24 protein-coding genes are annotated in these 24,958 nt (G+C 46.6%); 21 read left to right on the forward strand and 3 right to left on the reverse strand.

All coding sequences use genetic code 11. The features are described from left to right. Nucleotides 1-79 precede the first annotated feature (79 nt). The 11 genes from NO352_RS00840 to NO352_RS00890 all read left to right on the forward strand — a co-directional run bounded on the left by NO352_RS00840 (nt 80) and on the right by NO352_RS00890 (nt 10,949). Nucleotides 80-1,723, forward strand: a complete 1,644-nt coding sequence (locus tag NO352_RS00840; protein ID WP_268600055.1) for an AraC family transcriptional regulator — start codon at nt 80-82, stop codon at nt 1,721-1,723. Between the two features lie 102 nt (nt 1,724-1,825). Continuing rightward, nucleotides 1,826-2,851, forward strand: a complete 1,026-nt coding sequence (locus NO352_RS00845; protein WP_262866351.1) for an ABC transporter substrate-binding protein — start codon at nt 1,826-1,828, stop codon at nt 2,849-2,851. A gap of 38 nt (nt 2,852-2,889) precedes the next feature. Continuing rightward, nucleotides 2,890-3,897: a FecCD family ABC transporter permease gene (locus NO352_RS00850; RefSeq protein WP_005542905.1), complete on the forward strand. Its 1,008-nt coding sequence runs from the start codon at nt 2,890-2,892 to the stop codon at nt 3,895-3,897. Between the two features lie 46 nt (nt 3,898-3,943). Then, nucleotides 3,944-4,912, forward strand: a complete 969-nt coding sequence (locus NO352_RS00855) for a FecCD family ABC transporter permease (RefSeq protein ID WP_157266613.1) — start codon at nt 3,944-3,946, stop codon at nt 4,910-4,912. Nucleotides 4,913-4,990: 78 nt separating this feature from the next. Then, nucleotides 4,991-5,812 carry an alpha/beta hydrolase gene (locus NO352_RS00860; protein ID WP_005542902.1) on the forward strand — a complete coding sequence of 274 codons (822 nt, stop codon included), beginning with the start codon at nt 4,991-4,993 and terminating at the stop codon, nt 5,810-5,812. A 234-nt stretch (nt 5,813-6,046) separates the two neighbouring features. Further along, entirely contained in the window at nt 6,047-7,108 is a 1,062-nt protein-coding gene (desA, locus tag NO352_RS00865; RefSeq protein WP_289354734.1) for a Delta(5) desaturase DesA, read from the forward strand. Between the two features lie 69 nt (nt 7,109-7,177). Further along, on the forward strand, nt 7,178-8,308 hold the full coding sequence (locus NO352_RS00870) for a sensor histidine kinase (protein WP_289354735.1): 1,131 nt from the start codon (nt 7,178-7,180) through the stop codon (nt 8,306-8,308). After that, on the forward strand, nt 8,305-8,904 hold the full coding sequence (locus NO352_RS00875; RefSeq protein WP_005542897.1) for a response regulator transcription factor: 600 nt from the start codon (nt 8,305-8,307) through the stop codon (nt 8,902-8,904). Before NO352_RS00870 ends, NO352_RS00875 begins: the two co-directional genes overlap by 4 nt. A gap of 115 nt (nt 8,905-9,019) precedes the next feature. Further along, complete coding sequence (locus tag NO352_RS00880) at nt 9,020-9,448, forward strand: NUDIX domain-containing protein (RefSeq protein WP_289354736.1); 429 nt, start codon at nt 9,020-9,022, stop codon at nt 9,446-9,448. Nucleotides 9,449-9,873: 425 nt separating this feature from the next. After that, complete coding sequence (locus NO352_RS00885; RefSeq protein WP_268620069.1) at nt 9,874-10,461, forward strand: TetR/AcrR family transcriptional regulator; 588 nt, start codon at nt 9,874-9,876, stop codon at nt 10,459-10,461. A 50-nt stretch (nt 10,462-10,511) separates the two neighbouring features. After that, nucleotides 10,512-10,949 carry an SRPBCC family protein gene (locus NO352_RS00890; RefSeq protein ID WP_289354737.1) on the forward strand — a complete coding sequence of 146 codons (438 nt, stop codon included), beginning with the start codon at nt 10,512-10,514 and terminating at the stop codon, nt 10,947-10,949. Between the two features lie 169 nt (nt 10,950-11,118). Here NO352_RS00890 and NO352_RS00895 read toward each other — a convergent pair whose 3' ends face one another. Further along, complete coding sequence (locus tag NO352_RS00895; RefSeq protein ID WP_005542891.1) at nt 11,119-11,679, reverse strand: SLOG family protein; 561 nt, start codon at nt 11,677-11,679, stop codon at nt 11,119-11,121. Nucleotides 11,680-11,886: 207 nt separating this feature from the next. Between NO352_RS00895 and NO352_RS00900 the strand changes: the two genes are divergently transcribed. The 10 genes from NO352_RS00900 (at nt 11,887) to NO352_RS00945 (ending at nt 22,143) form a co-directional block, all read left to right on the forward strand. Beyond that, a complete protein-coding gene (locus tag NO352_RS00900; RefSeq protein ID WP_005542890.1) occupies nt 11,887-12,747 on the forward strand; it encodes a DUF6612 family protein in 861 nt (286 codons plus the stop codon). A 168-nt stretch (nt 12,748-12,915) separates the two neighbouring features. Then, on the forward strand, nt 12,916-13,689 hold the full coding sequence (locus NO352_RS00905; RefSeq protein WP_289354738.1) for a DUF6612 family protein: 774 nt from the start codon (nt 12,916-12,918) through the stop codon (nt 13,687-13,689). Between the two features lie 476 nt (nt 13,690-14,165). Then, the gene (locus NO352_RS00910; protein WP_289354739.1) at nt 14,166-15,689 is read left to right on the forward strand and encodes an ABC-F family ATP-binding cassette domain-containing protein; all 1,524 of its coding nucleotides are present in this window, start codon (nt 14,166-14,168) and stop codon (nt 15,687-15,689) included. A 154-nt stretch (nt 15,690-15,843) separates the two neighbouring features. Then, a complete protein-coding gene (locus NO352_RS00915; protein ID WP_005542885.1) occupies nt 15,844-16,308 on the forward strand; it encodes an OsmC family protein in 465 nt (154 codons plus the stop codon). A 92-nt stretch (nt 16,309-16,400) separates the two neighbouring features. Continuing rightward, nucleotides 16,401-17,039 carry a DUF1349 domain-containing protein gene (locus tag NO352_RS00920; protein WP_289354740.1) on the forward strand — a complete coding sequence of 213 codons (639 nt, stop codon included), beginning with the start codon at nt 16,401-16,403 and terminating at the stop codon, nt 17,037-17,039. 307 nt (nt 17,040-17,346) lie between these two features. Next, nucleotides 17,347-18,222, forward strand: a complete 876-nt coding sequence (locus tag NO352_RS00925) for a radical SAM/SPASM domain-containing protein (protein WP_289354741.1) — start codon at nt 17,347-17,349, stop codon at nt 18,220-18,222. Between the two features lie 274 nt (nt 18,223-18,496). Continuing rightward, nucleotides 18,497-19,258 carry a restriction endonuclease gene (locus NO352_RS00930; RefSeq protein ID WP_005542879.1) on the forward strand — a complete coding sequence of 254 codons (762 nt, stop codon included), beginning with the start codon at nt 18,497-18,499 and terminating at the stop codon, nt 19,256-19,258. 266 nt (nt 19,259-19,524) lie between these two features. Beyond that, nucleotides 19,525-20,103, forward strand: a complete 579-nt coding sequence (locus NO352_RS00935; protein ID WP_005542878.1) for a class I SAM-dependent methyltransferase — start codon at nt 19,525-19,527, stop codon at nt 20,101-20,103. Nucleotides 20,104-20,315: 212 nt separating this feature from the next. Further along, nucleotides 20,316-21,227 carry an ABC transporter permease subunit gene (locus NO352_RS00940; protein WP_289354742.1) on the forward strand — a complete coding sequence of 304 codons (912 nt, stop codon included), beginning with the start codon at nt 20,316-20,318 and terminating at the stop codon, nt 21,225-21,227. 4 nt (nt 21,228-21,231) lie between these two features. After that, nucleotides 21,232-22,143, forward strand: coding sequence for an ABC transporter permease (locus tag NO352_RS00945; protein WP_268598271.1), 912 nt, complete (start codon nt 21,232-21,234; stop codon nt 22,141-22,143). 353 nt (nt 22,144-22,496) lie between these two features. Here the strand turns inward: NO352_RS00945 and NO352_RS00950 are convergent, their stop codons facing one another. Both NO352_RS00950 and NO352_RS00955 read right to left on the reverse strand, forming a co-directional pair. After that, a complete protein-coding gene (locus NO352_RS00950) occupies nt 22,497-23,708 on the reverse strand; it encodes an MFS transporter (protein WP_268620061.1) in 1,212 nt (403 codons plus the stop codon). A 407-nt stretch (nt 23,709-24,115) separates the two neighbouring features. Beyond that, nucleotides 24,116-24,958: a 1,4-dihydroxy-6-naphtoate synthase gene (locus NO352_RS00955; RefSeq protein ID WP_289354743.1), complete on the reverse strand. Its 843-nt coding sequence runs from the start codon at nt 24,956-24,958 to the stop codon at nt 24,116-24,118.

Genomic DNA, 24,958 nt, shown 5'->3' on the forward strand with positions numbered 1-24,958 from the left:
CGATGAGAATCATTATCATTATGATGGTTAGAAGAGCTGTGCAAGCTCACCGATTTCTTCTATATAAATAGGAGGCAGCATGAAAACGATTAAGCAAGTAAATCAGGCTGGCAGCCGTATCACCTGGAGTGAAGCAACATACAGGCTTCGCGGGGCTGAATATTACAAGCAGATCCAGGGCTATCAATCTGCCCAGCAATGGACAAGCACGCATCTGCTTTTCATTACGACTCAGGGGCATGGAACCCTGCAGCTCGATAACCGGGAGTATTCCTTGTCCCGCGATTGTGCGTATTGGTTCGTTCCCGAGCATACATTTGGCCTGCGGTCTGACGCAGAAGATGGAATAGAGGCCTATCTCTTTTATTTTGATATGTATAAAGAAGTAGAGGGGGAAGCGCAGCTTCAGCCCCTTCGACGTGAGGAGGAGCTGGAGCAGCACGAGAGTATTGCAGTATCCTCCGTAGGGGAGCTTGCCCTGCATTGTGATGCGGTCGTTCGCATGCATGGCAGTGTGCATGCGCAGGAGCGATTCCGCGCCCAATTCGCCTTTCAGGAGCTTCTGTATACGCTATTGAACCATACGCCGCTGGCGATGAGCGAGCAAAGCAGCCCAGCAATTGAACGCGCGAAGGCTTACATGGATCTTCATTACAACGACAGCCTGTCGATCGAGCATCTCGGTGCTATTGCAGGTGTAAGTCCCAAATACTTTGTCGATCTGTTCAAAAAGACGTATGGCATGAGCTCCCATGATTATTTGACAGAGCTGCGGATGAACAAGGCGAAGGAATTTCTCAACCGATCCGGCGTGAAGCTGCGCGATATTGCGCATCAGGTCGGCTATCAGGATGAATTCTATTTCAGCCGCAAGTTCAAGCAAGTGGTTGGAGTCTCGCCTTCGGTATATATGAGAAGCCGCAAAAGGAAAATTGCAGCGTACGGAACGGGCGTTGCAGGCTATCTCCTTGCACTCAATATCATTCCGTATGCCGCACCGCTGCACCCGAAATGGACGAAATACTATTATGATCAATATCGCTATGACATTCCGGTTCATCTCAGTGCATACCGTGTGAACGAACATTGGGCTGCCAACATTGAAAAGCTTCAAGAAGTGTCGCCGGATATCATCGTGACAATGGACGATCTGATTAGGGAAGAGCAGGAGCAGCTCGAGCAGATGGGCAACATTTGCTCGATTCCTAGCGCAATGAATTGGCGCGATCAATTGAAGCATACGGCGAAGCTGCTGGGGGAGGACAGTGATGCTGAAAATTGGTTGAAACGGTACGACCGCAGAGTGAATTGGATAAGGGAACAGCTTCCGTTGCGTGTGAGGAATGAGTCGCTTCTCTTCGTCAGAATTCTGAGGCAGCAAATTTTCGCATATTGCAATCGCGGAATTGCCGAGGTCATGTTCGGCAGCTTGCAGTTGAAGCCCGCATTCCAATGGAAGGAGCCTATATATAACGTAGAAATGTCATTGGAGCAGCTCGCCCAAATCAATCCGGATCGCCTGCTCGTCAATGTCTGCCAAGAGAGTGAAACATTGGCCTCGTGGCAGCAGCTTCAAGAGAGCTGGCGATGGCAGCAGCTGGAGGCTGTGCGCCATCAGCGCATGCACATGATACATACGGATCCATGGGTAGAGTATTCACCTATTGCAATGGAACGTATGATGGAAACCATGCTCGAGCTTTTATCCGGAAAATGTCCATAACAATTCAGGAAATTATCCATTGGAGATTTGAGACAAACGTTCTATCATTTAATAGTGATAATCATTATCAATTGATAGAATTCGAAGGGAGTTCAGAAATAAATGAACAAATGGATGGCTAAGGGGTTATTATTGCTTTCACTTTCACTAGCTTTGACAGCGTGCGGTGCTGGTGGCGGCAAGACGCAAGAGGGAGCTGACACAAAGAGCGGCTCTGCTGCGGAAACGACTGCACCAGCGTCTAACACGGAAAATAAAGATAAAGAGGCTGCACCGTCCGGAGAAACAAGAACGATTACATATTTGGATCAGACATATACAGTTCCTGCTAAAAAGGATTTGCGCATTGTGATTTCAGGTTCTATGGAATCCATGGAAGATGCAGTTGTGCTTGACGCGAAGCCAGTTGGCGCAATCAGTGTGAGCGGTCAGTTCCCAGACTTGTTCAAGAAAGCGACAACGGAAGCGGTATCGGTTGGAGAGAAGATGGAGCCAGACTACGAAGGCATCTTAAAGCTGAAGCCTGACATTATCCTTGCTTCTACGAAATTCAAACCAGAGGCTATCGAGAAGTTCAAAAAAATTACGACTACAGTTCCGGTATCCCACGTTTCGACGAATTGGGAAGCTAATTTAAAGCTTTTGGCGGAATTGACAGGCAAGGAAAAAGAAGCGGAAGAAGCTTTGAACAAGTATAAAGCCGATCTGGATGCGGCTAAGGCGAAGCTCGGCGATAAACTGAAGGATAAGAAGGTTTTGGCCGTTCGCGTACGTAAGGGAGATCTTGCGATTTACCCTGAGGGCGTATTCTTTAATGCTTCCCTTTATAAAGATTTGGGCTTTACCGCTCCAGCAGAAGTGAAAGCAGCGAAAGCGCAAGAATTGATTTCGCTTGAGAAATTCTCGGAAATCAATCCTGACTATCTGTTCGTTCAGTTTTCTCCAGATGAGAATAAGGACACACCGAAAGCACTGGAAGAATTGGAGAACAATCCGATCTGGAAGAGCATTAATGCGGTTAAGAATGGGAAAGTGTTCGTCAATGTTGTAGATCCGCTTGCGCAAGGCGGTACGGCGCTTAGCAAATTCTTGTTCCTTGAAGCAGCAGTAGATAAGCTGTCCCAATAATTCGGCTGTTCAAATAATAAACAACAGGTTGGTACGATATGCATAATAAGAAGGCATTGGCGATTGCAATTATGATCTTGTCACCAATTGCCATGGTGGCGGTCATCGTATTATCCGTGCTATATGGAGCTAAGAACATTGATGCGAATACCGTATGGAATGCCGTATTCCATTTCAATCCGGACAATGTAGATCATCAAATTATTATGCACTCGCGCATGCCGAGGGTAATAGGAGCGCTCTTGATCGGAGCGTTTCTAGCCATATCAGGGGCCATGATGCAGGGGATGACAAGAAACTATCTTGCATCCCCTTCTATTATGGGGGTATCTGATGGTTCGGCCTTCGTCATTACGTTGTGCACGATTTTGGTTCCTTCTGCATCATCCATTGAAATGATTTTCTTTTCGTTATTAGGTTCATTGTTTGGCGTCGCCGTCGTGTGGGGGTTGGCCTCCACGATTCCAGGAGGGTTGTCACCGGTGAAGATGGCGATTGTCGGAACGGTTATTGGAACGCTGCTCAGCAGCATTTCATCTGCGATTGCAGTTTATTTTCAAATTTCACAAAACATCAGCTTCTGGTATAATGCAAGGCTTCATCAATTGGATCCCCAATTAATTAAGCTTGTTATTCCATTTGCCATTGTTGGATTTATTTTAGCGATGTCCGTCACCAGATCAATTACGACACTTTCGCTCGGCGAGGATGTTGCGGCTGGCTTAGGGCAGAAGACATTTTTCGTGAAGCTGCTTGCAACCGCTTCAGTCGTCATTTTGACCGGTATTTCGGTGGCGCTGGCAGGTAAAATTGGCTTTGTTGGCTTAATTGTTCCCCATATTGCACGCATGCTGGTTGGACTCGATTACCGATGGACGGTGCCTTGTGCAGGCTTGCTGGGGGCATTGTTCCTTGGCCTCGCTGATGTGCTCAGCAGATTCATCAACTATCCATTCGAAACTCCGGTTGGTGTAGTGACAGCCTTAATCGGTGTTCCATTCTTCCTCTATCTCATTCGCAAAAAAGGAGGGGGAGAACGTGCATAGAGATTCATTGCTTCGTTGGTGGATTGTATTTGGCGTAGGAATTGCTATGTTCTTAACCGCTGTCTATGTTAGCACGACGAACGGTGTCTTTGACATGACTGTGAAAGAGGTCGTCGATACGCTACTGCGTATTAACCCGCAGCCGGATCATGATCTTGTCATTTTCGAGTTCAGATTGCCGCGCATTGTGCTGTCTGCTATAGTGGGCCTCGGCTTGGGCACAGCAGGCGCTGTCATACAAGGCATTACGCGAAACGGCCTTGCTGATCCAGGCATTTTGGGCATAAACTCCGGTGCCGGTGCAGCAGTCGTACTATTTATGTTTTTCTTCCAAGGGAAAATCGTCGGCACAGATTGGTTTGCTGTGATGGCGATGCCTTTGTTCGGACTTATCGGTGGACTGCTGGCAGCCATCTTTATTTTTGCATTTTCATGGCATCGAGGCAGATTGGATCCGCAGCGCTTGATTCTTGTCGGTATTGCGGTAGCATCAGGTCTCGGCGCCTTGTCCATGTATATTTCGTTGAAGATGAACCCGCAGGACTTTGAGATGGCAACGGTGTGGATGTCAGGAAGTGTGTGGAATGCAAACTGGCATTACGTTGTAGCCGCATTGCCATGGCTTATCATTTGCGTCCCTTTCATCTGGTTTAAGTCAAGGAAGTTAGACTTGCTGCAATTCGAGCGCGACAGTGCGATGAGTCTTGGCGTGGCGGTCAATCGGGAGACGAATGTGCTGTTGATAGCCAGCATTGGTCTTGTCAGTGCTTGTGTATCCGTATCCGGCAGCATTGGCTTTGTCGGCTTGATTGCACCGCATATAGCGCGGAAGCTGGTCGGTGTGAGCCATCATCGTATGCTGCCCGTTTGCGGGATTATCGGGATGGTTATCGTTGTGGTTTCGGACTATATCGGCAGAACGATTTTTGCGCCGATTTCACTGCCGGCAGGTATCGTTGTGGCGCTGCTCGGCGTTCCGTATTTTATTTATTTGCTGTATCGAGCTCCGAAATAGCTCAATGCTAGAAAGGCATAATATTGGCCTCGGCAGAGTCATCGGAATTCATTCCGCATCAATAGGGGAGGAACCAGCATGAAAATAGCAGAACAACCGATTACGCTGCCGCGTTCTACGGTATATAATATGGTGTCTACGCATACGAACCGAGACTACCGAATTAGTGTCAGTGTTCCCGAGGGCGAAGCTCCTTCGGAGGGATACCCGGTTCTGTATGTGCTCGATGGCAACGCGTTATTTCCTCTTTGCGCGGAGTCGGCACGCGTGTTGAAGGGGCGAGGCATTCGCGGCTTCGGTCCGCTGCTTGTTGTGGGGATTGGTTATTTGACGGAAGGGGACTTTCCTGCGGATCGCTTCTATGAACTAACGCCTCCAACGGATCGCGCATCCTTGCCGCCAAGACCGGGCGGGGAGGAATGGCCGCCTACAGGCGGCGGCGACAACTTCCTTCGCTATATAGAGGAGGAACTGAAGCCGAAAATAGAAGAGGCTTATCCGATAGATCGATCCAAGCAAGCGCTATTCGGTCATTCGCTTGGGGGCTTGTTCACGCTGAATACGATGTTCACGAAGCCTGACCTGTTCCAGACTTATATTGCGGGCAGCCCCTCCATCTGGTGGAGCAATCGCTGCGTGTTGGAGGCGGAGAAGACCTTTACGTCGATCCGTGCTGTGGAGTCTGATCCATCCCCTGTGCGGCTGCTCATGACCGTCGGGGAAGAGGAGGCCTCGCATCCGAACCGGATGTTACATAATGCGGAAGAGATGCACCAGCGCTTGAAGAAGCTGGAGGAGAACGGCTTATCCGTTGATTTTCACGTTTTTCCCGGTGAAGGACATTTATCGGTATTACCCGGCTTGATTGGTAGAGCGGTTCGATTTGCGCTTCATAAATAAGGTTGATCTAGCAGTCTGCTCATAGAGCAGGCTGTTTTGTTCTAACATTGGCTTTGGAAAACAGTAGTATTTGGACTAACTGCGACACACTGTCCTATATGACATTTATCATGTCCTCCAACTGACGTTTGTGACTACTGCGTGCTTGTCGGATTCTTTATACTTAAGGTTATTAAGTTAAGGAATTACGCGATATCACCTATGTTCGTTAACAATTTAGGGGGAACTGACACGATGGCCGATTCGAAGCTTACTAGCTTGAAGAAGGAAGTTGCGCCGTATGAACAGATCGATATGCGATCGAGCATTCGACAAATATGCAATACGATTTTGCCGCTTTTGGCTCTATGGTATGCCGCCTATGCAAGCCTTGCGGTATCTTACTGGTTATCGCTCGTGTTCGTCGTAATTGCGTCCGGCTTTGTCATTCGGACATTCATTATATTTCATGACTGCTGTCATCAATCATTTTTTAAGAGCCGGAAGGCAAACGATATACTTGGGACGATTACAGGGGTGATCACCCTTGTTCCGTACCAGCAATGGAAGCACAGTCACTCTATCCATCATGCCACAAGCAGCAACCTAGATAAACGGGGAATTGGCGACATGTGGGTGCTGACGGTTGAGGAGTACGAGGAGGCTCCCTGGTGGACGCGTTTTGTGTATCGTGTATACCGCAATCCGCTGGTTATGCTCTGCATCGGGCCGATTGCCATCTTCCTTATTGCGTATCGCTTCAATAGTAAAGGTGCGAAGCGTAAGGAGCGAGTGAATACGTACATTACGAATATTGCAATTGTAGTGTTATATACATTGCTGTGTTGGGCCATTGGTTGGCAGGCATTTCTAATGATCCAAGGGCCAATCTTCTTCTTGTCGGGCATGCTCGGCATCTGGCTGTTCTATGTGCAGCACCAATTCGAGGAGACGTACTTCGAGCATGAGGATGAATGGAGCTATGTGAAGGCGGCCGTAGAAGGAAGCTCCTATTACAAGCTGCCGAAGCTGCTTCAATGGATAACCGGCAACATCGGCTTCCACCATGTGCATCATCTGAGCCCGAAGGTGCCGAACTACAATTTGGAGAAGGCGCATGATGCGTCCATCCCGCTGCAGAAGGCAACGACGATCACCTTGCATACGAGCTTGAAATCGCTCCGATTCCGACTATGGGATGAAGAGAGAAAGGTATTCGTTAGCTTCAAGGAACACAAGCAGTTGCTGCTGCAGAAATCAGGCCGCATTAGAAGTTCTATCAAGCCGGCTCCAAGAGCAGGCATGCAAGGGGAATAATAAGCACTGCCTGGCATCATTTATGGTAAGATACAATTAAATATGGCGTAAGGGAAGGAGGGGACAACCATGCAGAAATGGTACCATATATTTCACAGGAGTACGGGATTGAGCCCGTATGTATGGGTGGTCTTTTATATCCTTCCTTTTTATTTTATTTTTCGGGCCTCTTCACCGTATGAAGTTGTTATCGGAATCGTTATGATCCTAGCGTTCTTCGGCTGTTATGTGCTGTCGTTTGTATCAAAAGGCTGGTGGGTTTACTTTTGGACTGCCTTCCAAGTGATCATTTCGATTACAATGACCGTGCTGTTTGGGTATGTTTATTTTTCACTGTTCTTAGCGTTTTTTATTGGGAACATTCAACATAAGATCGGGTTTATTACGCTGTATACGATTCACCTTATAAGTACCATTGTGACAATTAATTATGGGTTTGTAACGAAGAACCCTGTGCTCATTACGCAGCTTCCGTTTGTCCTAGTCAGTATGATCGGAGTCATCCTCCTGCCTGTAACAACCTATAACCGCAATAAGCGGGATAAGCTGCAGGGGGAGCTGGAGGATGCCAACAAGCGGATTGCCGAGCTCGTTAAGCTGCAGGAGCGTCATCGCATAGCTCGTGATTTGCATGATACACTCGGTCAGAAGCTGTCATTAATCGGGCTGAAGAGCGACCTTGCAGGCAAGCTTATTCATAAACATCCCGGGCGAGCACAAGCGGAAATCAATGATGTGCGGCAGACCGCGAGAACGGCATTGAAGGAAGTGCGGGAACTGGTGACGCAAATGCGGGGGACGCGTCTGGAGGATGAACTGTTCCGCATCCAGCAAATTTTGAAGGCAGCTCAAATTGAGTTCAGGCTGGAAGGCGATAAGTTTACGAATCTCTCTCTCTTGCATGAAAATGTACTCAGTATGTGCTTGAAGGAAGCAGTAACGAACATCGTGAAGCATAGCAATGCAACGGTCTGCTCGATTCAGCTTGAGACCTCTCCGACTGAGCATACTGTTAAGGTAAAGGATAATGGGATCGGAATAGACAGCAGCATTCAATCAACAGGGAATGGCTTGCTGGGAATGAAGGAAAGGCTTGAGTTTATTAACGCAAGTATGGACATTGTATGTGATCAAGGGACGACCATTATTATTCGAGTGCCGATCATAACGAAACAACCGATTAAGGAGGTGGGGACGTGATACGAATTGTTATTGCGGAAGATCAGCGGATGCTGCTTGGAGCGCTAGCGTCTCTGCTGGATTTGGAAGAGGATATGAGTGTTGTCGGACGAGCAAGTAATGGAGATGAGGCTGTGAAGCTCGTTCATCAGCACAATCCGGATATTTGCCTGATGGATATTGAAATGCCGGGAAAAAGTGGGCTTGATGCGGCCGAGGAATTGAAGGGCTCCGATTGCAAGGTCGTCATTCTGACAACCTTTGCCCGTCCGGGGTATTTTGAGAGAGCTGTAAAAGCTGGCGCGAATGGATATTTGCTCAAGGACAGCCCGAGCGAGGAACTGGCAGACTCGATCCGCAATATTATGGCGGGCAGACGCATCTATGCTTCGGAATTGGTTGATGAGGCTTATGCAGAGGAAAATCCGCTGACGGAACGAGAGAAGGAAGTGCTCAGCCTGATTGCAGACGGCAAGAACACGAAGGAAATTGCCTCTGAGCTGTATATCACGACAGGAACCGTGCGCAACTATATTTCTGTTATTCTCGACAAGCTGAATGTGGGTAATCGTATTGAGGCGATTACGCGCTTTAAGGAGAAGGGCTGGTTCAAGTAAGCCGGATATCTATATCAATAGAGGAGTGCGCTCAATGTGCGACTCCTTTTTTTATGAAACCATAGCAGAATCTGAACAGTCTAATGAGTGAATATTCGATACGAGGTGATTGATAATGACGATTTCAAATCAGATAACAGCAATTCCGAAATTAGGTGTAGGAGCGGTAATTCGCAATCACCAAGGCGAAATTCTGCTGGTCAAGCGCAATCGGAATCCGGAAAAAGGGACATGGAGCATTCCTGGAGGCAAGTTGGATATGTACGAATCGTTAGAGGCATGCGTTATCCGTGAGGTGAAAGAGGAAGTTAACCTCGACATTACCGTAACCCAATTGCTTTGCACAGCGGAAACGATCCGTCCCGAAAATGAAGAGCACTGGGTGTCACTTATCTTCGATACGACGGTACAGAGAGGCGAAGCGCGAAATAATGAGGCAGACGGAGCAATCGGGGATATGCGCTGGTTCTCCCTGAACGAGCTGCCCGATCAATTGGCATGCTTCACGAAGCCGGCAATAGATAGATTACTAGGAAAAGTATAAGACTTGAATCTAGTTTCGTTTAAGTGGAACGAGTGAAAATATGTTGGGGCGCAACATTTTCCGGGAAATAATGTGGTGGAGCGACAAAACAGAACAAAACTGCTAACAGCAACAGAATTCTTGTATCCTGTTGCTGTTGTTATTTATCGAGGAATAATTGTTACGCTAACGAGCAGAAAAATTTTAAATACTGCAGAGCGCAAATACCGATCAAACTGTTGAAAAAGCTGAACTCTTCTCATGTAGAACAAAACCCATGAAAATACACAGCTCTTATTTATACAGCGTCAATCGGTTGTTTGCATGCAACACCGCAAAAAAGGTCATTGACACTCAGGATAGATAAGGATAATATTAACATATTAAATGTTAGTGAGCACTAACTATCTATTGTATCGTTCGAAGAGTACCAGGAAGGTGATCATGTGAAAGACAAGCAGACCTTGGACAGCAAAAGCAGGCTGATGCTCGCTGCCATCGACTTAATGGCTGAGAAAGGCTACAAGGGTGTATCGACCAAGGAAATCGCATCAGCAGCGGGCGTCAGTGAGATGACCTTGTTCCGTAATTTCGGGAGCAAACTCAATTTGCTGGAGAATGCGGTTGACCGTTATCATTATTCGGTTGAAATGACCCGGATCTTTAACGAGACAGTGACTTGGGATCTGAGGAAGGATCTGCTTGGGATTAGCCAGATGTATCATGAGATCATGGACCGTAATCGCAAATTGTTCCTCATCGTCTTAAGGGACGACGAATTGATCGAAATCCGTGAGAAGGCTCAGAAGCATCCGCGCAAATTGCTGGAATTGCTGACGCAATATTTTACCGACATGCAGAGTAGAAATCGAATGATTCAGATAGACGCAGAAACGCAGGCGATCACGTTTATGTGGATGAATTACGGAGCATTTATGACACAGCTATTTGGGGCGACGACGATTACGAAAGTATCCCTTCAGGCATTTATAGAGTCGAGCATCGAGTTGTTCGTTAGGGGGGTGAGTCCCTGATAGTTTTGTGCGTTGTAAGTACGGACAATAAAAATGAGAGAAGGGATACAATGATAAGTAAAAGATCCACATCGAACAAGATTGTCGGTCTAACGGCTTCGATGGGCTATCAGGTAGGGGTTCGAAGAACGCTGTTGATCTCGCCAGAACGAGCATGGGCGTACCTAACCTCTGCCGAAGGCTTGAAGCTATGGATTGGAACCGTATCGCCCCTGTCCTTTAGCGTGGGGGAGACCTTTCGATCCGCAGAAGGCATTTCCGGCCAATTCCGGGTCGTCAAACCGTACCAGCAGCTCCGTTTACGATGGTCGAAGAAGGAGTGGGTGGAGCCGTCCACGCTGCAAATTCGGCTGCTGTCCAATCAACCAGACAAAACAACGATCAGTTTCCACCAGGAAAATTTGGATCACCCGGTTACGCGTGAGCAGATGAAGCTGCACTGGGAAGACGTATTGGCTGCAATTCGGGAGCAAACTTCCCAATCCTAATATGCCGATCAGTCCGACCTAATACGCGGTTTATTTCAAAGACCCTTGCGGCAACAAGTACGAGATGCTGGATCGGTTGAACTAATTTGCGCAAGCAGAAGAACCCGCCCGTCAATCGCATAAGCAGGTTCTTTTTTCTTTTTTCAGGATCTTTCATTCCGTATATTCCTCATTCGAAGAACATATTGCTTCTTTCCTCATCGGCGATAGCCTGAATCTCTTCTGCTCCGATACTGATATAGATATAGCCTTCTTCCTCCTGCTTCTTCAAGGCACGCTCCTTCGTGAACTTCGGACTTGCCTCCCCAGCATCCTCATCATAGACGAGCAGAATGCCATCTGATTTGCGAAAGAGCAAGTCATCCCTTGCAATGAACTGCCACTTGCCGCTATAGGGCGCATTGCTTACCGTTCCATAATAATCAATGCCGCGCATAATTTCTTCAAAATAGGCCTGCTTCTCCTCGCTCCACTGTGCTTCTGGGTTGGCATACGCCGTTATGATTGAGCACTTCAATTGAGGATACTGACTCTTCAGCGAAATGGCAGTCTCGCAAGCCCATAAGTCGACTCCGTATTGTCCAGGAGTAATGACCCATTCCAGCCCTTCCTCCAGAAGGGGGATTAGCCGAGATTCAATAGCCTTGCGTATATAAGGAATGCCTTGATGCTTGTTGCTATAAATACCAAGCTCATGTGCTCGGTAGCCGGTGACAAGTAGATTTTTCAATGCATGAATCCTCCGAAGAACGTATATGTCTGTATAGGATGATTATAGACTGTACAGCCAGAAATGAATAAATTTTACGTTAACTAGGTCTAAATATCTAGTTTCCTCTACGGTTTTGACACATGTTTTAGTTCTAAAATCCCTGTTGCAGAGACGTATGCATTGGTTAATATGAGTAAGTGTACTAACATTTAGGGGGTAAAAATTTTGAAAAAATGGGTTGCACTATTATTGGGGGCAATATTAGTAGTAAGCATGACGGCTTGTGGAGATAAAAAAGACGCTGCCGGAACAAACAGCTCTTCTACAGCACAGACGACAACTGATACGGAGAAAAAAGAAGCTTCGCTTCCATCTGTCGATGAACTTATTCAAAAATCAATTGATGCAAGCAAATCGCTCAAGAATTTCGCTATGGAAGCCCAAATTAAGACGGATCTTACGATTAGCCAAGGGGAGCAGAAGCAAGAGCAAAATACAGAAATGAAGCTGAAAAGCGACATAACGAAAGAGCCGTTCAACCTGTATCAAGAAATGACAATGACCGTAACGGGACAAGGCGAGCAAAAGATTGTTCAGTATATTTCGAAGGATGGCGTTTATTCACAAATGAACGGGCAATGGACGAAGATGCCGGATGATATGAAGGCGCAAGTACTGGAAGGTGCCGAAAAAGGGGCAAGCCCGGAGCAGTCCTTGGAACAATTCAAATCGATTGCGAAAGATACGAAAGTATCCGAAGCAGGAAATGACTATATCTTGACTGCAGATTTGTCCGGTGACGGGATGAAAGAACTGGCGAAGTCGTTAATGAGCCAATCTGGTTCGAATAGCAACCCGCAAATGGCAGCGATGTTGGATCAAATGAATATTAAAAGCATTAAAATGACATATGGTGTGAACAAGGATACGCATCTCCCTACGAAATCTGATGTTGATATGACGATGGACGTAGAGGAGCAAGGCCAAAAAGTTGAAATTCATATGGTTATGAACAGCACGTTCTCCAAGCATAATGAGATTGGCGAAATTAAGGTGCCGAAAGAAGTATTGGACAGCGTAAAATAATTGCAAGTGCATATCCAAAACCGTCGAATCTATGGATTCGGCGGTTTTTTATTTGATGAATAGTCCTATCCTACTAGTTACTGTATCGGATTAGGGCTATGCTCACTTTGTCTGCTGTCATAGATTCGTTAAGATGAGAAAGGATTCTATTTTGGGAGGCAGACGATTTTGAAAAAGTGGAAGGCAGTACTAGTTGGGATCGTGGTAGTTATAGGATTAACCGCTTGCGGCAAATCAACGCCTACGGCGGAAGAGTTGATTCAAAAGGCAACTGAGGCAGATAAGACATTGAAAAGCTATTCATTGGATGTTCATGTCGAGCAAGTAAATGCAGTTCAAGGCGATAGCAGTCAGGAACAAAAATCGGATATCAAAATCAAAACCGACTTCACAAAGGAGCCGCTTGGCTTCTATCAAGATACGTCTATTGTGTCTGACCAAACAAACCAAACGATTAAACAATATTTCGCCAAAGAAGGGGTATACTCTCAGGTTAATGGCGAATGGGCCAAGGTTCCAGATGAGTTGAAGAGCCAATGGGAAGCGAACATCAAAAGCCAAACAAGCTTGACGCAAAATTTGGACAAATTCAAGTCACTGGAGAAGGAAGCGAAAATCACTCTTGAAGGCAATGAGTATATGATGACTACGGATGTGTCCGGCGATAAGGGCAAGGAGCTGGCGAAGACGTTGTTGTCCGAGTCATCTGGCGCAGAAGCAGCAGAGGCGCTAGGCAAGATGAACGTCAAGACGCTTACGATGGCATATGGTGTGAACAAGGATAATTTCTTCCCTACGAAGAGTGACTTTACACTCGTGCTCGAAGGGGAAGAGAACGGACAGAAGATTTCAATCAGTATGAAAATGACAAGCACCATTTCTAAGCACAATGAAGTGGCCGAAATTAAGGTGCCGAAGGAAGTAGTAGATAACGCGGCTTAATCATCGTACGAATACATACCGCTGGATCCATCGGATTCAGCGGTTTTTTGCATATTCTTGACAGGACTAGCATAGATCATGTATCATTTTCCTCGTAATACCATTTTATGAGGATAAGGATTAGAAAGGGGATGGCGGTATTGTCAACTGTTCTTCAACGGAAATTGGCTTAAGACGGGAGAAGTCTGCCCATTTTTAGCTTAACGCCAAATCGAAGAACAGTAGATAAAGAACCGATTCCTTTTTCATATACAAGTATGTCTCTATGAAGCTTAGGCGCACGATCACTATGCAGAACAGCTGTAGTGCGGCGTAACCTGAAGCTTTTTGGATGAATCTATATAGGGATATTTGTATAGGGCAAGGCGTTTGTTCGCCTTGCCCTATTTTGCATACCGAATTGAATAACTCTTTATTAGGCTGTTCTCTCGCTTGGCGTTGAGCATGATTATGCACACGTTAAAGGAGAGAATGAAATGAGTATGTTATCTGTAGAACAAGTAACCCATTACCATGGGGATAAGCGAATTTTTCTCGATATTAGTTTCCGCCTGCTACCAGGCGAGCATGCTGGAGTTGTTGGCAGCAATGGAGCTGGAAAATCAACCTTGCTGCGGATCCTATCTGGGGAGCTATTGCCCGATAAGGGCACTGTCGAATGGCTTCCTCATGTAAAGGTAGGCTATCTGCAGCAGCATATTGACCTACAGCCCGGCACGACAGTGTTAGATTATTTACGGGGGGCATTCGGGCATTTGTATGCCATGGAGCAGAGCTTAATGGAGCTTGCGCACAAGATGTCAGAGGATGCCGAAAATCTCGAAATGTGGCTTGCCAAGTACGGAGAGCTTCAGCATCGTCTTGAGCACTCAGGGTTTTACGATATTGAAGTGAAGCTGGAACAGATCGCCGCAGGCCTAGGGCTGCTTGATATTGGTCTGGATCGAGATGTCGAGAAGCTGAGCGGAGGTCAGCGGACAAAGCTGCTTCTAGGGAGATTGCTGCTGGAAGAGCCGCATGTTCTCCTGCTGGATGAACCGACGAACTATTTGGATGAGGTGCACATTGATTGGCTGAAGGGCTATTTGAAGGGGTATAAGGAAGCCTTCTTAGTTATCTCTCATGATAATTCCTTCTTGAATGAGATTGCCACATCGATCTTCCATGTCGAACACCAGAACATTAAGCGTTATGTCGGCAACTATGAGGCATTCCGCAGCGTATACGAGCTTAATAAACTCCAGCAGCACGAAGCGTACAGTAGACAACAGAAGGAAATTGCCAGACTCGAAGATTTTGTCCAGAAAAATAAGATTCGCAAGGCGAAGCAGGCTAAGAGCCGGGAGAAGATGCTGGAGCGTATGGAACGGATTGACCGCCCGATATCAGGCTTGAAGCCGCGATTTGAATTCCAAGTTAATATGGAGCCAGAGGGGACAATTATCAAGGCAGAGCGATTGCAGGTTGGTTATGCCAAGCCGTTGTGCAGGCCTTTGAATCTGTCCATGAAGCGAGGGGAGAAGATCGCGATTATCGGTCATAATGGCGTCGGCAAGACGACTTTGCTCAAAACCTTGCTTGGAGAATTATCACCATTACACGGTACCGTGCACCAAGGGGAACGAGTAAAGGTTGCCTATTTTGCTCAAGAAGTGTTCGTATCCGATGATACAGCCCTCGATCAACTATGTGCGTTCCGTACTGATCTGACGCAGCAGCAAATTCGCAAGCTGCTTGCGATGACTGGACTAACGGAGGAGCATATTCGGCAGCCGCTCAGTTCGTTAAGCGGTGGGGAACAGGCTAAGGTGCGGTTATGTGAATTGATGCTGACAGATAGCAACGTACTCGTACTGGATGAACCTACGAATCACTTGGATGTGCGGGCGAAGGAGGCGCTCATTGAGGCGCTTCGCAGCTACAACGGTTCAGTGCTGCTGGTATCTCATGAGCCTGACTTTTATGCAGATTGGGTTACACAGGTGTGGTCGTTGAAATAAGGGCTGCCGGTTTACAGCTCGATCAACAGGGGGGAGATTGCAGAATGCTGCAGTCTCCTTTTCTTCCTTTCATCGCGTTATGCAAAATTATACTATTCATATTTTATAACCGTGATATAATATTGGTTAAAATTAGGAAGGCGAGGTCGTGTGAATGCCACTTGAGACATTTACTGCTACTGCACATTTGCAAAAGGGTATGGTTGTAAAGGCCAGATCGAGAAATTTCGAGATAACGATTGATGAGCCCAAATCTTTAGGCGGTACGGACACGGCAATGAACCCGGTAGAAGTAGTGCTGTGTGCATTAGGCGCTTGCCAGTCCATTGTGGCGAGAGCATACGCCCGCAAGTTCAATATTGATTTGGAGCAATTTTTTGTTGAGCTCGAGGGGGATTTGGATACGGACGGCTTTATGAACAAGTCGGACGTCCGCCGAGGCTACTCCGAAATTCGCTACAACATTCATGTCAAGACCAGTGCTTCCTATGAGCAAGTCGAACAATTCGTGCAGTTCATTGAGCGCACCTGTCCGGTAGGAGATACGATCAGCGCACCTGTTCGTCTTGTATTGAATGACATTATTTTGGAGCAGGATACTCCACAGGTCACTTCATAAATTATGGTTTCCCTTAACCTTGGGCTTTGCTCTGTACAATACGGCTGATTCCTCCTATGATGAAGAGAGACTACGACATGGAGGCAATTCAGATGAGCAATTCAATTCGGCTGAATGAAGATTTCAGCAATGGGCAATTGGACAACAGTTTGAAGTGGTACTCGCCGCCCCGGGATTGGGAAATCAATAAAGAAACAGCAAGACTCATTGTTCGTACTGCCAAAGAAACCGACTACTGGCAAAAGACGCATTATGGCTTTCAGGTCGATAATGGACATTTTCTATATAGGGAGCTGGAAGGGAACTTCAGATTGACGACGAAGGTCTGCTCGTATCCTGTACACCGTTATGACCAGGCAGGATTAATGGTTCGCTATTCGCCAGACACTTGGCTCAAAACATCTGTAGAGTATATCCCGGATGCCAGCAACAAGCTCGGCGCGGTTGTGACTAACCACGGCTATTCGGATTGGTCGACCCAAGAAGTCGATAACGGCGAGGCTCCGCTTTATTTCCGTATTTCACGAATCAGCAATGATTTTTATGTCGATTACTCGCTTGACGGTTCTGCCTGGAAGCAGCTCCGCATGACACATTTGTTCGAGCAGGAGTCCAAACCAATTCAAGTGGGCATCTATGCCTGCAGTCCGCAGGGCGAAGGATATGAGGCGCATTTTGATTACATAACGATTGAAGAACTTTCTGATGATCGCACGCAAGTATATGCGTAACTTGTTCTTGCACGAGACTGTTTTTCACGTTTATAAGCGAAATGGTATCCAGAGAGACCCTTCCTGATAAGGGTCTTTTTTTCTGTACAGGAAAAGGAAAAGGAAAAGGAAAAGAATGTGATGTTCGAATCTAATGACGGTATCCCCTCTGATTTTCCAGTCGTGTGGATTTCCAGTAGACTGCATTATGCTCTTTCGTGTTAGTGCCTGAATGTTCCGCTTGGAATAAGTTGAATGCAGGGGCGTTTTCGTGCATAGTAGAGGATGAGGAAAGTTCGGAACTACTACAATAGAATGGGGAACAATCTTGAAAATGTTTAAAAAAGTATATATAGAGCTGACCAGCGTATGCAACCTGGCTTGTACATTCTGCCCGCCGACGGAGCGCAAGGCGAACTTCATGAAGCTGGATGCATTCCATCATATTCTAGATGAGATTAAGCCGCATACGAAGCACATTTATTTGCATGTCAAAGGGGAGCCCCTGCTCCATCCGAAGATTGATGAAATATTGGACGCAGCCCATGAGAAGGGATTTAAGGTCAATATTACGACAAACGGGACGCTCATACGCAAGAACAAGCATAAGCTGCTTGGCAAGCCAGCGCTGCGCCAGATGAACTTCTCGCTCCACAGCTTCGATGGCCATATTGGCTCGGAGAACCGTGACAAATATCTTGCCGATATTTTGGAGTTCGTGCGTGAGGCTGAAGAGCATAAGGTCATTTTCTCGTTCCGGCTGTGGAATTTGACCCAAGATAATAAAACAAACATGGAGCGGAATCGCAACCGCGAGACGCTTGAAATTATCGAAAAAGAATTCAATTTGGACTTCCGAATTGAAGAGAAGATCGTTCCGGGCAGCGGTGTCAAAATTGCGGATCGTGTCTATTTGAATCAAGACCATGAATTTGAATGGCCGAGCTTGAATGCTCCTGAAGATGAAGGCAAAGGCTTCTGTCATGCGCTTCGCACACAAGCTGCGATATTGGTCGATGGTACAGTCGTGCCTTGCTGCCTGGATGGGGAAGGTGTCATTAACCTCGGTAACGTGAATCAGGACTCGTTCTCAGAGATCGTCGAAAGTGAGCGAGCCAACAACCTGTTCTATGGATTCTCTCGCAGAGAAGCTGTGGAAGAGCTGTGCCGCAAATGCGGATATCGCAAACGCTTCGGCACATAGGACGATGGATTGGCGATCGAAACGAATAGAGGATCGAGGAGAGGAAAGTTCTTTTTGGTTCGAGCATTACAAATATTGCAAGAAGTAAAGCCCTTACCAACCGTACAAGGTGGATAAGGGCTTCTTTGGCTTTGGCTGCTTGTTTAAGGATTGCTTATTTTTTTATTCGCTGCTTGATTGAGGGGAACTGTAGGAGGCAGACATTTCAAGGGTTTATCAAAATGTTTCCAAGTTGTAAAATGTTGATATACGAACAACAGGAGAGAGATTTATCATGGGAAACAATGAATGGATGTTGATCGCGGTTGTTGTAATCGCAATTTTGCTTGGGATCTCGATCATGGCTGCGCTTCAAGGTAAGAAGTCACCGAAGAAGAACGGGAGAGCGTCCCAAAATCGGACAAAGAGAGGGACTATAAATAGAGCCTCAACACGTTGTCGAGAAGATGAAGCAATTTTATCAAGTAAGTTAGAGGATTTGACTGGGGTTGAGTTTGAGCGTCTGTTGGCCCTTTATTTCCGAGATCAAGGCTATGGGGTCACAGAGGTCGGGGTCGGCGGAAGCGACGGAGGCGTGGACCTTGTGATTACGGATCGACGAGGAGAGAAGACTGCTGTTCAAGCGAAATGCTATGCAAGTCACCATAAGGTTCCTGTGCAGACAGTTCGTGAACTCGTTGGAGCTAAGCGAAATCATGATTGTATTCTGTCCTTATTGGTTACGACTTCAGATTTGACTGGGCCAGCTAAGAAAGAAGCTGAGCAATTCAAAGTAGATTATTGGCATGGTGCACTAATTGAACAAAAGCTTCGTTCATGGGGGAAGTGGAATCCCGGCAAAAGAACTTCGAAGAAAAGCCGTCAGGAAATAGAAACTGCAAAAGCAGAGTGGAAGAAAGGTAGTAAGGAAAGTGCAGCAACTGCGTCAAAGACTTGTACTTGCGGCTCCCCAATGGTGAGAAGAAAAAGTAAGCAAGGACAAGCATTTTGGGGATGCTCAACCTATCCGAAATGCAGACATACGCAATCTATATGATGATACGCTAGGAAGCTTCAGGAACAGAATACATTTCTAACTTACTGATTGCCCGGATCAACTCGATGCGGGCGATTTTTTTATATCCTCTATACGTTTTTTAGAATTACCGTGTTACTATTAAGCATAGATATGGAAGTTGTCCATTCCATTCAGAAATCTTTACGAACTCATTTATTACTTCTTCAGAACAATTCCCCTATGATCCCAAGACATGTTGGATATGATAAGAACATCCAGGAAGAAGTACGAAGGGGAGAAGTCATATGAGTACGAACACCATTCAGGAAAAGTTTTTATTTTTGAAAACATTCATTCGATCACCTCGACAGATTGGGAGCATTATACCTAGCTCTAAGTTCCTTGCACAGCGCATGTTGGGCTCTGTAGCATGGCAAGAGATACAACATGTAGCTGAATTAGGTGCGGGCACAGGAGCAATTACCACATTCATTGATGCGGTGAAGCCGGATGCGGCAAAAGTTCTTTTATTTGAAAAAGATCCAATACTGCTTGCCCGATTGACGAACAGTTTTCCAGACTACGCTTGTTATCCCGATGCTGGCGAGCTTGACAAAGTATTGGATCGAGAAAACATAAAGCAGCTGGATTGCGTGCTGAGTGGCCTTCCCTTCTACAACTTCCCACAGCAGCTAAGAGAACACCTCATTGGGCAAATTCATGCTTCACTTAAGCCAGGGGGATTATTCATCGCCTTTCAATATTCCCAGCAGATGAAGCCGCAGTTATCCCGTTATTTCGATATTCAAAACATCCACTTTGTACTCTTGAATGTCCCCCCAGCCTTTGTATATGTATGTCAGAAGGGCGATGCAGATTCGTAGATTCGGTAATCCGGGAGCATAGAAAAAGAAAATCGCGACGGCTGTGCATTTTCAATTTGGATTGGGAATGGACGGCTTTTTTGCGTAGGGGGACGAATAACTATCCACCTTATGGATTAAATATCCAAATCAGTATTTCATAGTCTTCACAATGCAGGAATGATATGGTATCACTATCATAAGGATCTGGAGAGGGTGCGCAGGAGGAAATTATGAATCTAGTACTGCATATGTTGAAATCACTATGCCTAAGCATTTTTGCATTACTTGTAGTTGTGCTTATCGTGTTATTTCCACGCAAGCTCGATATTGGCCTGCAAGGTTATAAGATGTCGGCAAGCTATCATTTCAGTTGGTCGCAGTATGCCGACAACATTACAGGCTTCCTGCACGGTGTCTTTGTAGATCATACCTTAGGAGTAACGCGTTATGTGGAGCCCATAGGTGCTGTAGTACAGACAGCGATCGGGAAAAGCTTGACGATTATCGTGATCGGCTTTTTACTAAGCTCGATACTTGGTGTCATGAAGGGGCTTGCAGACTATAAGCTATCCAAATCAAAATGGAATGCGATTGGGAACGGAACGACGTGGCTGTTTCAGTCCGTGCCTGACTTTATGGTTGTACTGCTTATTCAATGGTTTGTAATTCGGTATATGCCGTTTATTCATTTTTTTGAGCAAAAAGAGTGGTATGCTTTTCTTATTCCATCTGTACTTGTTTCCATATATCCGGCTATGTATATTGCTAGAATTACGAGTGCCGCCATTGCAGGACAAGAAGGCCAGATGTATATTCAGGTCGCGAAAGCGAAGGGCGTGGCGGAGCGAATGATTTTGTACAAGCATGTGGGCCGCAACAGCTTGGGGACGATATTGTCCCACTTGCCTTCCTTGTTCGGATACTTGCTGTCTAATTTACTAATGGTCGAATATTTAATGAGTTATCCGGGTGCAGCCTACCGTTTGTTCCAAGCGATTGATTATGATACAAGCTTTGGATCTGGTGAGAATTATGAGCCGGGCGTTATCATTGGAATCGCCTGCTGCTTCATGATTATGATTGTGCTCGTCCAGTGGATTTCCTTCATTGCGAAGCGTTCCGTTACACCGAGATCGAGATAAAGGAGTGTCCTCATTGAAAAACTATACCCTATGGATCGGTGGGGCGATGCTGGCCGTCATCCTCTTTGTCATGTTCCTCGGTCCGGAATTGCCGTTCATAGACAAGTCGCTGTCGCCTGAAAAACATAGATGGTCAGAGCAGGGCAAGCTCATGCTGCCTCCGTTCCAACCTTCGGATTTGAATTGGCTCGGCTCCGATAAGAATGGTGTCGACAACTTGAGCAAGCTTGTCGTGGGGACGAAGGAAACGATTTATATTGTATTTTGCATCGCTCTGCTGCGCTATATGATAGCAGTGCCTTTAGGTCTGTTTGCCTATAAGCAGAAGGGGATTGCCCATTGGATACTGACAAGTTTCAATCAAATCTTTACGTTTTTGCCTGTTATTTTCTCGGCTATTTTATTGCTTAGTATGCCTTTCATTCAATACTCGAGCAATCGCATCATGTGGGTTATTCCGATCTTGGCTCTGCTTGAAGTTGGACGGGTAGCATATATCGTGCAGCAGCAAGCGAACCATATCTCGCATGAACTGTTCGTGGAGGCAGGGGAGTCGCTGGGATTAAGCAGATGGCGCATGGTTCGCAATTATTATATGCCGTCACTCGTTCCGGAAATCATCATAAACTTCTGTATTGATGTAGGCAAGGTTATGCTGCTTATTGGACAATTAGGCGTATTGAGTATTTTCTTGACGCATAACTGGGTGGAGGTTAATTACTTCACTATGAAGTTCCTGAATACGAGCATGAACTGGGTGTCTTTGCTGGCAGAGACACGCAGAGATATTTATGTAAGCAAATTTACCTTTGTCTTTTACCCAGCGCTCGCGATCCTGCTGACGGTGCTTACCTTCAATCTATTGGGAGAGGGCCTGAGACGTCATTTTAACCGCAGAATGGGATCGTATTTATAAAAGTGACCCGGGTAAGTAGTCTTGTGTAAACGAACCAGATTAAGACGAACAAAAAGATGTTCCCTTCAATTGAGGGAGCATCTTTTTTAATGAAATGGAGATGACAAATCACAATTATGTTTGCGGACGGATATGAAATGAACATTGTGAACGCTGATGAAGTAAGCGTATGTAGGCGATAGGCGGACAATATTATCGACCTATTGGAGAAATTAAGAACCAACTCGGTAAGGAGAATCTCAACCTTCTATTGGGGAATGGAAAAGGGGCTCATCACTCGCAACCCATGTTGCAGCGACGATAGCCCCTTATGATTACTATGAAAATTTTGCAGTGATTAGTGCTTTATAACATTATCCCTTTTTGTTGATACCAGAAGCACTTACGGGTACGGGAGCGGTGCGCTGCGTCCAGAAGGCCAGACCCATCGTAGCGAGCAGCAGTATACCGGTGACCCAGAATACCATATGAATCGAGAAGATACCGCTAATTGCTCCCCCGACGAGCGGGCCGAGCATTCCGCCAAATTGATTCGCGGTCTGGTTCAAACTAAAAGCGCGTCCGCGGAAATCACTATCTGTTGTCCGCACTACGAGTCCATTTAATGCTGGGAACACAGCACAGAAGAAGATGCCATATGTAAAGCGAATAATCGAGAACCACCATATATTTTGGAACGGAATTTGAGCGAGTGTACCGATACCACCCGCAAGCAGGCCGATCAGAAGAACCTTCTGGAAGCCGATACGGTCGGCAAGCTTCCCCCATCTTGCTGCGAATAGAATACTTGCAATACCAACAAGCGAGAACACAAATCCTGCAACTAGGGAGGCGTCCTTCGCCGAATGTCCGATCTCTACAATATAGAGAGGCAGAACGGGTTCAATCGTCATGACCGAGAATTGAGTCAACAGAGACAGCAGAAGTACAATCATAAATGGACGATTGACAGATGCGATCCGAATGGTATTGACGATCGAGCCGCTATCCTTGGTAGGAACGAAGTTCTCCTCTTTCACCCAGAAAATTACGAGCAGTGTTGCAATCAAGCACAAGACACCTGCACATGCGAATGTCAGTCGGCTGTCGAATAGCTTCGATAGGATGCCGCCAAGGAGCGGGCCCATAATGGTCCCGGTCGCGGTGGCGGTCGCCATCATCGATAAGGCATAACCGACCTTCTTTTCCGGCGTACTCGTACCGACGAGCGCAATTGATCCCGGGATAAAGCCTGTCAGTAGACCTTGCAAGATGCGAATCACCAGCAGCTGGTACTGATTTGTAACAAAGGCCAGCATGATGTACGTCACAAATAGCACAATTCCGGCTCGGATGATCATCGGCTTGCGACCGTATTTATCACCAATTGCCCCCCAGAACGGAGAGGAGATGGCACCAGCTAGAAATACGCTGCTAAATAAGATACCCGACCACAGCTCAATATGATCCTTTACACCAATCTGAATCAAAAAGAGCGGCAGGAACGGGACAACCATGGAAAAGCTTGATGAAACAATGAATGTACCAAACCATAGAATCCATAAATTTTTCTTCCATGTTTCCATTGGACTTTCACTCCTGTAGTTGTTTTCAGCAAGAGAGCGAATCCTTCGGAGTGTTTTCCTAGAATCTCGTTTCTATTTGCCTATTTCCTTTAGCACGAAACTATTATACACGACCCATCTATGAAAAGCTTACGTCGGCAGCTTTTGCATCTTATTTCTCGTTGTAGCGTATGCTGGGAAATGTCGAATGGACTGCAACTTAGTAAGAATGGGCGATCCCAATAGAGACAGTGCATATGACTCTCTATAGCAGTTATCACTCATTTTGTGTGCTGCAACCCAATTCGAGAGTCGGCTCTGGCATCACTATGACGATAGCTAGACTGCGAAAAAAATAGAGCGCCCTCGTTCCTCGCGGGCGCTCTATTTTTTGGTACACCTCTAGCGTTCGCGAATCATACGGCAGACTACAAGCGAAGTGCTGCAAGATCGAAGGCAGGAACAAGACCCTCCTTCGCCGCGCGGCCAAGCAAAGCCTCGACCGCGGCATAGCCGTCTTCTCCTAAATCTCTCGTAAATTCATTGACGTACAGGTTAATATGGGCATCTGTTACTTCTGGGGACATCTCCTGTGCATGAGCCAACACGTATTCACGCGATGATTCCGGATGTGCCCATGCATATTCGACGGATGCGCGAGCCCAGCCAGCAAGTGCATCCACATCAAGTGTGCGGCGGGCGATTATGGCGCCGAGCGGAATCGGCAATCCTGTATCAGCCTCCCACCAGTTGCCTAGGTCGGCGAGCATGGTAAGACCGTAGGATGGATAAGTGAACCGAGCTTCATGAATAACGAGTCCGGCATCAATGTGGCCATCGCGAACGGCAGGCATGATCTGATGGAACGGCATCACGACAATTTCCCCAACACCGCCAGGCACGTTCTGCGCTGCCCATAGACGGAACAACAAGTAGGCTGTGGAGCGTTCACTTGGAACTGCTACACGGCGGCCGGACAAGCTGGATGGGCTGGCTTGGGACGAAGTCCCTTCCTTCGTTAGGACAAGCGGCCCGCAGCCGCGGCCTAGCGCACCGCCACAAGGCAGAAGCGCATATTCGGACAGCACCCATGGCAGCGCAGCATACGATATTTTGAGTACATCCAATCCATTGCCGCTAGCAGCGAGATGGTTCGTGATGTCGATATCTGCATACGTGACTTCTAATTCCGGGGCACCCGGTATAAGACCATGCGCCCAGGCATGGAATACAAATGTATCATTTGGACAAGGGGAATAGGCAATCTTCAT

It is taken from the genome of Paenibacillus sp. S-12 (genome assembly GCF_030363895.1).
Classification (GTDB): Bacteria; Bacillota; Bacilli; order Paenibacillales; family Paenibacillaceae; genus Paenibacillus_B; species Paenibacillus_B alvei.